This window comes from Pseudoalteromonas sp. FUC4 (genome assembly GCF_008370255.1).
In the GTDB taxonomy this organism is placed as follows: domain Bacteria; phylum Pseudomonadota; class Gammaproteobacteria; order Enterobacterales; family Alteromonadaceae; genus Pseudoalteromonas.
In genome coordinates this window covers 300856-313816 of sequence record NZ_SEUI01000003.1, presented here as the reverse complement: position 1 = coordinate 313816, position 12961 = coordinate 300856, and the positions used below count along the sequence as shown (strand labels likewise).

Annotated in this window: 11 protein-coding genes; all 11 read right to left on the bottom strand. The window is 41.4% G+C overall.

Translation table 11 applies throughout. From position 1 onward, the window contains the following. Position 1: 1 nt before the first annotated feature. The 11 genes from EU510_RS10950 to rsmH are packed head-to-tail and all read right to left on the bottom strand — an operon-like array spanning position 2 to position 12958. Complete coding sequence (locus tag EU510_RS10950; RefSeq protein WP_149593519.1) at positions 2 to 922, bottom strand: D-alanine--D-alanine ligase; 921 nt, start codon at positions 920 to 922, stop codon at positions 2 to 4. Beyond that, complete coding sequence (gene murC / locus EU510_RS10945; RefSeq protein WP_002957994.1) at positions 919 to 2370, bottom strand: UDP-N-acetylmuramate--L-alanine ligase; 1452 nt, start codon at positions 2368 to 2370, stop codon at positions 919 to 921. Before murC ends, EU510_RS10950 begins: the two co-directional genes overlap by 4 nt. Further along, on the bottom strand, positions 2371 to 3447 hold the full coding sequence (murG, locus tag EU510_RS10940; RefSeq protein ID WP_149593518.1) for an undecaprenyldiphospho-muramoylpentapeptide beta-N-acetylglucosaminyltransferase: 1077 nt from the start codon (positions 3445 to 3447) through the stop codon (positions 2371 to 2373). Next, the gene (gene ftsW, locus EU510_RS10935) at positions 3444 to 4619 is read right to left on the bottom strand and encodes a cell division protein FtsW (protein WP_024606332.1); all 1176 of its coding nucleotides are present in this window, start codon (positions 4617 to 4619) and stop codon (positions 3444 to 3446) included. Before ftsW ends, murG begins: the two co-directional genes overlap by 4 nt. After that, entirely contained in the window at positions 4616 to 5950 is a 1335-nt protein-coding gene (gene murD, locus EU510_RS10930) for a UDP-N-acetylmuramoyl-L-alanine--D-glutamate ligase (RefSeq protein ID WP_149593517.1), read from the bottom strand. The genes ftsW and murD overlap by 4 nt, the downstream gene beginning before the upstream one ends. Further along, positions 5951 to 7033 (bottom strand): phospho-N-acetylmuramoyl-pentapeptide-transferase, encoded by a 1083-nt coding sequence (gene mraY, locus EU510_RS10925; RefSeq protein ID WP_002957990.1) that lies wholly within the window; start codon positions 7031 to 7033, stop codon positions 5951 to 5953. After that, entirely contained in the window at positions 7033 to 8415 is a 1383-nt protein-coding gene (locus EU510_RS10920; protein WP_149593516.1) for a UDP-N-acetylmuramoyl-tripeptide--D-alanyl-D-alanine ligase, read from the bottom strand. The genes mraY and EU510_RS10920 overlap by 1 nt, the downstream gene beginning before the upstream one ends. Continuing rightward, on the bottom strand, positions 8412 to 9890 hold the full coding sequence (murE, locus tag EU510_RS10915; protein WP_149593515.1) for a UDP-N-acetylmuramoyl-L-alanyl-D-glutamate--2,6-diaminopimelate ligase: 1479 nt from the start codon (positions 9888 to 9890) through the stop codon (positions 8412 to 8414). The genes EU510_RS10920 and murE overlap by 4 nt, the downstream gene beginning before the upstream one ends. After that, on the bottom strand, positions 9883 to 11700 hold the full coding sequence (locus EU510_RS10910; protein WP_149593514.1) for a penicillin-binding transpeptidase domain-containing protein: 1818 nt from the start codon (positions 11698 to 11700) through the stop codon (positions 9883 to 9885). Before EU510_RS10910 ends, murE begins: the two co-directional genes overlap by 8 nt. Then, positions 11697 to 12023: a cell division protein FtsL gene (ftsL, locus tag EU510_RS10905; protein WP_002957986.1), complete on the bottom strand. Its 327-nt coding sequence runs from the start codon at positions 12021 to 12023 to the stop codon at positions 11697 to 11699. Before ftsL ends, EU510_RS10910 begins: the two co-directional genes overlap by 4 nt. Next, positions 12020 to 12958 (bottom strand): 16S rRNA (cytosine(1402)-N(4))-methyltransferase RsmH, encoded by a 939-nt coding sequence (rsmH, locus tag EU510_RS10900; protein ID WP_024606338.1) that lies wholly within the window; start codon positions 12956 to 12958, stop codon positions 12020 to 12022. Before rsmH ends, ftsL begins: the two co-directional genes overlap by 4 nt. Positions 12959 to 12961 lie beyond the last annotated feature (3 nt).

Below are 12961 nucleotides of genomic sequence, written 5' to 3'. Positions count from 1 at the left end.
ATTAAAGCGTTTGCTCTAAAATGCGAACAACTAATTGTTCAAAAGTTGCCCCTTTCGCTTTTGCAGCCATCGGTACTAGTGACTTTTCAGTCATGCCTGGTACTGTATTTACTTCAAGCAGGTAGAAATTTCCTTGCTCGTCTTGCATCGCATCAACACGACCCCAACCACTTGCCCCCACTAAATCAAACGCATCTAGCGATATGGCCTGTAAGTACTTAGTATCTTGCTCTGATAAATCGGCAGGACAATGGTACTGGGTTGTATTTGATTGATACTTAGCTTGGTAATCGTAAAAACCATTAGGTGTCGTCATTTCAATGACTGGTTGTACTTCGTCGCCAAGCACTGTAACGGTGAACTCACGACCAGTGATCCACTGCTCTACAAGTACTTGGTTATCAAACTTAAATGCATTAGCTAGTGCATCTTCAAGCTCTTGTGTTGTACTTGCTTGGGCCATACCTATGCTTGAGCCTTCGTGGGATGGCTTAACCATTACCTTTTTAAACTCGCCCATAATAGCTGCAGCATCAAAGCCTTTTTTAGCATCAACTACGGTATAAGGTGCTGTACTTAAACCCGCTGATTTAAATAAGTGTTTACAACGGACTTTATCCATAGCAAGTGCTGAACCTAGTACATTACTACCCGTGTAAGGCAAGTTCATAAATTCAAGTGCGCCCTGCACTGTGCCGTCTTCGCCGCCACGGCCATGCAAAGCGATAAAAACGCGATCTACATTTAATTCTTTTAACTCCCACAAAGAACGACTTTGTGGGTCAAATGCAATTGCATCAATACCACTATTTTGCAGCGCATTTAAAACAGCCTGACCCGATCGTAAAGACACTTCACGTTCTGCTGAGTTACCACCTAGCAGTACCGCTACTTTACCAAATTGTGTGTTTACCTGAGTCATACTTCACCTTGCTTAAGTTTTTCTATCGACATACCCGTCGCAGCTAATGTTTTAACTAACTGACCTATATTACCAGCGCCTTGGGTTAATACTAAATCATTATTTTGTAAATTTGCGGCCAAAACACCTGCAAGCTCAGCATTTGTTGCCACATGTAGCGGCTCTTTACCACGCTGGCGAAGGCTACGACATAGGCTTTTACTGTCTGCGCCCACAATAGGATCTTCACCAGCGCTATACACATCAAGCAATAGCAACTGATCTACATCAGCAAGTACTTTTACAAAATCTTCGTACAAGTCGCGTGTACGAGAAAACCTATGAGGTTGATATACCATTACTAAGCGCTTATCAGGCCAGCCTTCACGCACTGCTGCAATTGTTGCTGCAACTTCTGAAGGGTGATGCCCGTAATCATCAACTAACATCACATTGCCCCGCTCGTTTTCAAATTCACCATAGTGCTGAAAACGACGACCAATACCTTCAAACTTCTGCAGCGCTTCTAAAATTGCATGGTTCGCAATGTTTTGATCTTTTGCCACCGCAATGGCAGCGGTTGCATTAAGTGCATTATGTCGACCAGGCATATTCAAAGTGGCAGTTAAACACTCACCTTGTTTGTTAGTTACTGTAAATGTGCACGTATTTGCTGATTGGCTAAAGTCGCTCATGCGATAATCAGCATCCTTTGATTCGCCATACGTAATAACTGGGCGACCAAAGCGCGGGATAAGCTCAGCTGCAACTTCAGAATCAATACATACAACGGCTAAACCATAAAACGGCAAGTTATGAATGAAATCGACATACGTGTCTTTCATTTTTTCAAGGCTGCCGCCGTAAGTATCCATGTGATCTTCTTCAATATTTGTGATCACCGAGACCATTGGCTGTAAGTGTAAAAACGACGCATCGCTTTCATCAGCTTCTGCTATTAAAAAATCACTTTTTCCTACTTTTGCGTTACTACCTGCGCTATTTAACAAGCCACCAATAATAAAAGTTGGATCGAGCCCTGCTTGCCCATAAATACTCGCAATTAAGCTTGTTGTCGTTGTTTTACCATGCGTACCCGCAATCGCTATACCGTGGCGAAAACGCATTAACTCTGCGAGCATTTCTGCGCGGCGCACAACGGGTACTCTTGCTGCTTTAGCTGCAATAATTTCAGGGTTTGTTTCATCAATCGCGCTTGAAACAACCACTACATTGGCATCCTTCACGTTATTTTCATGATGGCCAATAAATACCTCAGCACCGGCTTTAATTAAGCGATCTGTCATAGCGCTATGAGCAATGTCAGAACCTGTAATACGGTAGCCTTCAAAAGCGAGTACTTCAGCAATACCGCCCATACCTGCTCCACCAATACCAATAAAGTGAATGGTTTCTATTCGGCGCATTGCAGGGCGCGTGTGTTTTTCTTGTACTGACGTTTCTTTCACTTATTTTCTCTTATTTGTTACTTGCTCACAGTGCGTTGCTACGCTTGCTGTGGCATCTAAAATAGCTTGTTTTTTTGCATTTGTAGCCATTTCAGTAATTAATGAAGGTTGGGCTAAATACGGGCTTAATAGTTCAACAATTGATTGTTTATTAAACTGCCCTTGTGGCATTAATAATGCGCCATTAGCCATCACTAAATATTGTGCATTTGCTGTTTGATGGTCGTCCACGGCATGTGGAAAAGGAACAAAAACAGCCATTTTACCTGCTGCTGCAATTTCGCTGACAGTTAACGCACCAGCGCGGCAAACAACAATATCAGCCCAGCTATAGGCTGCGTCCATATCATCAATAAATTCAGCTATTTTTGTATTATCATCTGCAAAACCATGCATTTTATAAGCTGTTTCTACAGTAGATAAATGACCCTTACCTGTTTGATGCCATACGCTTATAGGAGCCGTATTATTTAGGACTTTAAATGCTTCTGGTAATGTTTGATTAAGCACTTGTGCACCAAGCGAGCCCCCTACCACTAAAATATTAATAGGGCTTGATACATCGCGTTTGGCTATATTCATAACGCTTTGGCGAACTGGGTTACCTACTAGCTCGGCTTGCCCCTGTGCAAAAGCACTTGGAAATGCTGCTAATACACGTGTAGCCACCTTAGCTAGCAGTTTATTACTCATACCCGCTACAGCATTTTGCTCGTGAATAACAAGCGGGATACCTAAACTCTTTGCGGCAATTCCCGTTGGTCCCGTAACATAACCGCCCATAGCGAGTACTACATCAGGACGCTGTTCTTTCAATACCTTACGCGCTTGCAATACTGCATTAACTACCATGAATGGGGCTTTAATAAGACGTTTTAATCCGTTACCACGAACACCTTTTACATTAATAAAATCAATATCTATATTATGCTTAGGTACAACGCTTGCCTCCATTCGATCTGGTGTGCCAATCCAGCTAACTTGCCAGCCCTGCTGTTTTAAATAATCAGCCACTGCAATACCAGGAAAAATGTGTCCGCCAGTTCCACCAGCCACTACTACTAATTTTTTACTCATCGCTTGCCTCCACGTGAGGTGGCTTGTTTGGTTGCCATTTTAGTTTCAAAATCTACGCGCAATAAAATACCCGTGGCAATGGTCATAATTAACAAGCTTGAACCACCATAAGAAATAAATGGCAGGGTTAAACCCTTCGTTGGCAAAATACCCGCGCTCGCACCTACATTCACCATGGTTTGAAATGCAAACCAAATACCAATGGCAAACGAAAAATAGCCTTCGTATTCTTTGCCACACTTAAGCGCTTGTTGGCCTATTAATAACGCTCTAAATACTAAAGTAGCTAATACCATTAAAATACTTACAACGCCTATTAAACCAAGTTCTTCACCTATTACAGCAAAAATAAAATCGTTATGCGCTTCAGGTAAATATTGCAGTTTTTGTACACTGTTACCTAAGCCTTGGCCAAACCAACCACCTTGGCTATAAGCCATTAGCGATTGAACCAACTGATAACCCTTACCAAAAGGATCATCCCAAGGGTCTAAAAAGCCGACAACACGCGCCATTCGATATGGTTCAACAATAATCAGTAATACAACCAAACCAACGCCGGTTAGAATAAGTACAAAGAACTGCCATAATTTAGCGCCAGCTAAAAACAGTAAACCAACCGTTGTTACAAACATAACAACCACTGTGCCTAAATCAGGTTGCAACAAAATAAGCAGCGCATACACTGCAAATACAGCTATTGGCTTTGCAAAGCCTTTAATATTTTCTTGTACTTCTTCGCGCTTTCTTACCAAATAACCCGCAATATAACTAAAAAAGTATAATTTAGCGGCCTCAGCAACCTGAAAACCAACAGGACCAATAGGTATCCATCGTTTAGCACCATTCACTTCACGCCCAACAATCAATACCGCTATTAACAGCACCATGCCTAGTATTAATAAATAAGGGTTGGATCGTTTCCACCAATCCATTGGCACACAAACACTTATCCAAAAAAGTACAAAAGACATTGCCAAAAACATACTGTGGCGAATAGTAATATGGTACGGGTCATCAAATAACCGCTCAGCGGTCGGCATTGAAGCGCTGGTTACCATGATAAAACCAACACCAATTAACATAATTACGCAGTACAGCAGCGGTACATCATACAACTGACCTGAAGGTTTTGGTGTTAATGCATCTCTTATATCGGCAAAAGCAATCATAGTTGCCCTGCCATAACACATTGAATAAAGTCATCACCGCGTTGCATATAGTTGTTATACATATCAATGCTGGCACATGCGGGTGCTAACAAAACAATATTGCCAGTACTACTAAGTACGTTGGCCAAAGCAACGGCTTCTTCCATGTTATTAGTTAAATAGCTCTTATTGGTGATCGCAGCTACGTCACTTGCATCTTTACCAAAACAAATTAATGCTTTTACATGTTGTTCTATGTAGGGTTTAAGTGCATTTAAATCGGCGCCTTTAGCATCGCCACCTGCAATAACAATCAGGTTTTCACCATCACTAGCCAAGCTATCTATTGCAGCAATGGTCGCTCCAACATTCGTTGCCTTTGAATCGTTAAAATACTTTACACCGTTAAGCTCAGCTACAAATTGGCAGCGATGAGCCAATCCATTAAATTGACCTAACGCGTTCTTATATTGCGCTTTACTTACTTCAAACGGACTTAAAAGCGCCATTACTGCAAGCGTATTTAAATAATTGTGCTTACCCACTACCGCAAGCGTATCAACAGGTAAAAAGGCATCGCCTTTAAGCATAAAATGAGTTTCTTCATTATGCTGCGCTAAATGGTAATCACCTTGTTGAGCACCAAAGCTGATTAGGGGGGTTGTACCGCGCTTAACTGGATGAGTTTGAATATCGTCTGCATTGACAACTATCAGCTCTGCACAGTCATAAATACTTAGCTTTGAGTCTATATAAGCTTGGTAACTGTCGTATCGATCAAGATGATCTTCAGACACATTTAATACCGTTGCACTCACAGGTTTTAAACTCGTTGTGGTATCTAGTTGAAAACTAGATAACTCAAGTACATACACATCAAAATCATCATTGAGCAAATCAAGCACCGCGGTGCCAATATTCCCACCCAAAGCAACTTTATAGCCGGCTTCTTTTAATACTTCATAAGCAAGCGTAACCACGGTTGATTTACCGTTAGAGCCCGTTACAGCAACAACTGGTTTTGTATTAATACGAGCAAATAACTCAACGTCGCCAATCACTTCAACACCTGCGTTAATTGCATTTTCAACAGCTGGTATTTTTAAGCTAAGCCCAGGGCTTATAATAATCATATCGTTTGAACAAAGCTCAGCGTCATCTAAATTACCAAAGTGGGTATCTAGATTTGGCGCATGCTCTTTTAACCAATCAATCCCCGGCGGGGTTGCTCGGCTATCAACGACCTTAGGGGCGAGGCCATGAGATAATAGAAAACGCACAATGCCCAGACCGGTTACACCGAGTCCGAGCACTGTTATTTGTTTGTTTTTTATCTCGTTTAAATACTGCATTTATCGAATCTTTAAAGTAGCTAAGCCAGCAAGCACTAGCACAACAGAAATAATCCAAAAGCGCACAATAACGCGAGGCTCTGGCCAACCTTTTAATTCATAATGATGATGAATCGGCGCCATTCTAAAAATACGTTGTCCGCGTAATTTATACGATCCCACTTGTAATATTACCGATAGTGCTTCCATTACAAATACACCGCCCATAATAATGAGCAGTAACTCTTGGCGAACTAAAACAGCAATAATACCTAATGCACCACCAAGTGCTAATGAGCCAACATCGCCCATAAATACTTGTGCTGGATAAGTGTTAAACCATAAAAAGCCAAGTCCTGCGCCCACAATGGCGGTACATACAACGACAAGCTCACTCGCTAGCGGTAAATGTGGAATATGTAAGTAAGCCGAAAAGTTAATATTACCTGTTAAGTAAGCAATAATTGCCAATGCCGCAGCCACCAAAATAATTGGCACAATCGCCAAGCCATCTAAACCATCGGTCAGGTTTACTGCGTTTGATGTACCTACTATGGCAAAATACGTAAGCACGATATAAAACAAACCTAATTGCGGTAACACGTCTTTAAAAAATGGAACAACAAGTGATGTCTCAGATGCTTGTGCACTGGTAAAGTACAAAGCAGTAGCTACAACTAATGCAATGACCGATTGCCAAAAGTACTTCCACTTAGCAATTAAACCTTTTGGGTCTTTACGAATAACTTTACGGTAATCATCAACAAAGCCAACAATACCTAATGAGCCAATTACAAACAGTGTTGCCCATACATATTTATTTGATAAATCGGCCCAAAGTAGCGTGCTGGTAAAAATAGCCGCTAAAATAAGTAAGCCACCCATTGTCGGTGTACCCGACTTAGACAAATGCGATTGCGGACCATCGTCGCGAACTGTTTGACCTATTTGCATACGTTGCAAACCACGAATTAACTTAGGTCCTAAATAAAGAGACATAATTAGCGCAGTTAAAATACCTAAAATGGCACGTAGCGTTAAATACGAGAAAACATGAAAACCACTAAAATACTGTGTTAAATACTCTGCCAGCCAAACTAACATTATGATACTCCATTGATGGCTTGTTGCTGGCCATTAACTAAATCGGTTACTAATAATTCCATGCGAGAACTGCGCGATCCTTTTACTACTATTGTTGTTTTTTTATTCACTTTATTAATGCTTTCTTGAATTTTTTGCTGCATCTGTTCGCGGCTCGAAAAGTGACGATTAGGGAGTTCAAACACATCACTTGCGTATTTACTTAACACGCCTAATGTAAATAACTCATCAATCCCTTGCTCTAGTGCGTACTCGCCAACTTCTTGATGGTACTTACGTGCATCTTCACCCAGCTCACCCATGTCTCCGAGTGCCAAAATGCGGTGACCTTGCATATCACTTAACAAGTCAATCGCAGCCTTTACCGACTTAACATTGGCATTATAGGTATCATCAACCACAGTGAGTAAATCAGACACTTCAATTAAATTAACGCGTCCTTTTACATCACCCATTGTGGCAAGTGCATTGGCTATTTCTTCAAGGGTTACATCAAATTCACTGGTCAGCGCCGCAGCGATAAGTGCATTACTAATATTATGCTTACCAGGTAGTGCCAAAGTAACTGGCACTTGCTTGTTTTTAGTGCAAAGCGTAAAGCTTGCACGTGCATTGGCATCAAGCGTGATGTTCTCTGCCCAAATGTCTAGTTTTTCGGTTGTAGAAAAGCGTTTAACATTACGCCCTTCAAGTTTATCTAACCAATACTGGCTAAATTCACTATCGCAATTAACAATGGCAACACCGTCATCTTTTAGGCCATCAAAAATCTCACCTTTAGCTTTTGCAACGCCCATTAAGCTACCAAAACCTTCTAAGTGAGCTGCTGCAACATTACATACAACGGCCACATCTGGTTTTGTCATTGCCGTTGTGTAAGCAATTTCACCTAAGTGATTTGCACCCAGTTCAATAACAGCAAAACGATGTTGAGGCTCTAAGCGCAATAACGTAAGTGGTACGCCAATATCGTTGTTAAAATTACCTTTAGTAGCTAATACATCACCGTGAACCGACAAAATTGCCGCACACATTTCTTTTACGGTGGTTTTGCCTACACTCCCTGTAATTGCAATTGTTTTAGGCGCTACTTGCGCCATAACAGCGGTGCCAATTGCACCTAGTGCAATACGTGTATCGCTTACTATAAATTGTGGAATATCTACATCAACTTTGTGCTGAACAATAACGCCTATAGCGCCTTTTTGTTTAGCCTCAGCAATAAATTTATGGCCATCAAAATTTGGCCCTTTAAGTGCTAAAAACACTTCGCCATCGCACACTGTACGAGTATCAGTATTTATATTTAGCACGTGTTGATTATCACCTTGATAATCGGTTGTTAGAACATTAGCTAACCAATCAAAATCCATTGGGATCATTGTGTTATCCCTCTTACTGCTTTTTTTAGTTGTTCTTGTACATAGCGGCGATCGCAAAAATCGATGCGCTTATCACCTATAATTTGATAATCTTCGTGGCCTTTACCTGCAATCAAAATAACATCATCAGCTGTAGCATTTTCTATAGCAAAACGAATTGCAGTTGCTCTATCAGTCTCTAAATGTGCATTTTGAGGATGGGCTAGACCGCCTGCTACATCTGCAATAATGTCATCAGGATTTTCTGTTCGAGGGTTATCGCTGGTAATAATCACTTTATTAGCGTTTTGCTCTGCAGCTTGTGCCATTAATGCGCGCTTACCTTTGTCTCTGTCGCCACCGCAACCAAATACACAACTTACACCACCTGGCACATGCAACTGCAGTGCTTGTAATGCAAGCGCAAGTGCATCGGGTGTATGGGCGTAATCAACTACACACGTTGGCATGCCAGCTTGACTAAATGCTTGCATTCGACCAGCGACTGGCTGTAACTGCGCACAACCTGAAACTAGCTGCTCAAGCGGATAACCTAGCCCTAATAATGTAGCGATCGCTGCCGTTAAGTTATATAAGTTGAATTCGCCAAACAGAGGCGATTTAATTAAAATATCACCCCAACTTGTCGACAACTGAGCCGAAATACCTTCACTTGAATATTCAATATCAGAAAAATAAACGTATCGGGCTTTCTTAGGAGCTAAGTTTTTGCGGCCATAACAAATTAGGTTGTTAAAGTCATACTTTTCAAGCCATTGCTCAGCTTGAAAGTCATCTTGATTAAGCACTACAACTTGCGGCTCAAAATCACGGAAAAGCATTAATTTCGCATCGCCGTAACTTGCCATATCACCATGGTAATCTAAGTGATCGCGCGAAAGATTAGTAAACACAGCCGCTTTAAACTGACATTTAGCAACACGTTGTTGCACTAACCCATGAGATGATACTTCCATGGCTACCAGCTTTTTATGCTGCGAATTTAAATCGCTCAAAATATGCTGTAAATCAACTGTTGAAGGCGTAGTGTTTATCAGTGGAATTAAGTTATCAGGATGGCCATAACCTAAAGTACCTATAATAGCCGACTCAGTACTACAAAATTGTGCTAAGTGGGCAATCATTGCTGTGGTAGTTGATTTACCATTTGTACCTGTCACACCAATTAAATCAAGAGTTTGACTTGGTTGGCTATAAAAGCGACTAGCTAATTCTGGAAGCTTTTTATCAAGCTCCGAGACTAAATACAGTGGCTCAAAACTGCTTTCAAATTCACATAATCTGTCAGCAATGATAGCTATTGCGCCATTTTCAATTGCTTTAGCAATAAATTGTCCGCCATCAAGTGTATGGCCTTTAATAGCAACAAATACATCACCTGGCGTTACTTCACGGCTATCAAGGCGTAAATGCTTTACCAGTTGCGAGGGCGCATCTATTTCGATGTATTTTAAAATATCCTTTAAATCACGCATCGTTATCTTTACCTTGTACGTACGCAACCTCTTCCTTGTCAGGCGCTACGTTTAATATTCTTAATGCGTTAGAGATGATTTCTGCAAATGCAGGGCCAGCGGTGGCACCTCCATAGTACACATCACCACCTGGTTCATTAATCATAACTACCACGGCTAAACGAGGATTACTTGCCGGTGCTACACCTGCAAAGTAACCTACATATTCATCACCATAACCACCTGCTACGGCTTTTTTAGATGTACCTGTTTTACCGGCAGCACGATACCCATCAACTTTTATGTTGCGAGCAGTACCGTCTTTTTCAAATACACTTTCCATCATGTGGACTACGGCTTCTACGTCTTTTTGTTTAAAAATACGTTCGCCTTCAGGTATATTATCTTGCTTTAAAATAGTCAGTGGTCGATTAACTCCACCAGCGCCTAACATGGTATAAAAGCGCGCCATTTGCGCAGTACTTACCGAAATTGCATAACCAAATGATAAAGTTGCAATTTCAAAGTCAGACCAACGACGATTTGGATAAAACAAACCACTGCTTTCACCTACCATTCCAGTACCGGTGTCACTGCCAAAGCCTACTTTTTGATATAAGCCAACAAGGTAATCTTTAGGCACTAACTGAGTAACCTTCGCAACCCCCATATTTGAGGAGTACTTTAGTATTTCGCGCAGTGTTAGTTCACCGTGATTACGAGTATCTCTAACTAAACTACCACCTAAACGCATCCAACCTGGATAGGTATCAATCGTGTCATCTGCCTGAATGGCGCCGTAGTCTAGCCCAGCCAAAATGGCTAGAGGCTTAACAGTTGAACCTGGTTCAAACAAATCTGTAATTGCGCGATTACGACGCTTATGAGGGGCGGCATCGCTTAAATTATTTGGATTAAATGAAGGACTATTTACCATTGCCAGCACTTCACCGGTTTTAACATCAACTACCATAGCTGAGCCCGATGTAGCTTTGTAAGTCAGTACAGCTGATTTTACAGCTTTGTAGGCAATAGCTTGAATTCGCTGGTCAATACTTAATTCTATACTTTCTGGCTCTACGCGCTCGCGCTCGTCAAGTACTTCTACTTCACGCCCTTGTGCGTCTTTACGTATAGTGCGGCGGCCTTCCTCGCCCGTTAAAGCGTTTTCATATAGCTTTTCAATGCCTTCAATGCCTTTACCATCAATGTTGGTAAAGCCAATAATATGGGCTGTTACTTCACCTGCTGGGTAATAGCGTTTAGATTCATCAAGTAAATGAATACCTGGTAGGCGTAAATCGCCAATATAATTTGCTACAGCAGGGGTAACTTGGCGCTTTAAATAAACAAAGCGACGCGAGGGATCGTTTAATAGTCGAGAGTTAATCTTCTTAGGATCAATGCGCAATACATCAGCAAGCTCACGCCAGCGTAAATCGTTTTTATAATAAAGTGCAGTACGCTTATCAAGCTCGGCGGTATTTTCAGCTAAAGATAAATGATCTTCACCGCTTTTACGTGCTTGTTTAATTACTTTAGAGACAAGCGACTTGTGCAATGCTTTAGGATCAGCATATACACTTACAACAGGCACACTTACCGCTAACTCTTTACCATTGCGGTCAAAAATCATCCCGCGTTGCACATGTAATTTTTCAACGCGTACGGTACGTTTGTCACTTTCTGAACGTGCTTTATCAGGTTCTATTACTTGTAAATAAGCAGCGCGAGATACGAGTGTTACAAACACCATAAACACAACTGCACACACCAGCATAAAGCGCCATGTGATTAAATTAGTGACTGGTTTTTTGCCTCTATTTCTCATTGTACTATTATTACCTGCTCATCTTGACTCGTAGGTCTTTTCATTTTCAATTGTGATGTAGCTACTTCTTCAATGCGCGCATGTTGCGAATAAAACTCTTCTTCAACAAGTAAGTAGCGCCACTCTAAATCGAGCTCATCGCGTTCTTGTAATAATTGATCTTGCTGTATAAGTTGGCCACGAGCTAAGTGGGTTGTTTGCACAACAGCTAAACTAGAAGCGAATATCACAACCAACAAGGCCGAGGTTAGCTTATTAGCTCCTAGACCTTTTAATATTTCAAAGAATAAATTAGGTTGCCGATAGCTCGCTTTTTTACTCATCCCAACCTCTGTGCAATCCTAAGTACAGAACTACGAGAACGTGGATTACGCTCTACTTCTGCAGCACTTGGCTTAATAGCTTTACCCACTGCTTTTAACGTCAGGTTTTTATTTATTTGTGCATCAGTTAAAGGCAGACCTCTGGGTAATGCTTCTCCCTTACTCTGTTTTCTAATAAACTGTTTTACAATACGGTCTTCTAAAGAATGAAACGAAATCACCACTAAACGTCCGCCTGGCTTTAGCACCTTAACTGCAGACTGAAGCGCAGTTTGAATTTCTTCAAGCTCACTATTAATGTAAATACGAATAGCCTGAAAAGTACGGGTAGCTGGGTGTTTAAACTTATCTTTTACCGGTACAGCTTCATCAACAAGGTCAGCAAGCTGCTTGGTAGTTGTGATTGGCGTGTGCTCACGAACTTCAAGTACTTTGTGTGCAATGCGTTTACCAAACTTTTCTTCGCCCAATTTTTTAATTACGTGGGTAATATCATCCAACTCAGCCTCTGCTAACCACTGTGCTGCACTGCGACCTGTTGTAGGGTCCATACGCATATCGAGTGGGCCGTCTTTCATAAAACTAAAGCCACGCTCAGCGTCATCAAGTTGTGGCGACGAAACACCAATGTCTAATAAAATGCCATCGACTTTACCAATTAGATCGTTTTGCTGTGCTACTTCGTATAAGTTTGAAAATCGAGTATGTGCAATTGCAAAACGTGGGTCATCAGCAAACTTTTCAGCTGATTGTATTGCTTGTGGATCTTGGTCAATTGCTTGCAGGCGACCTTCATCACCAAGGCGTGCTAAAATTTGCCCAGAGTGGCCACCACGTCCAAATGTACCATCCATGTATATACCGTCTGGCTTAATTGCAAGGGCATCGATGGTCTCATCCATTAATACGGATACGTGTTCAAATTGCGCTGTCATTAG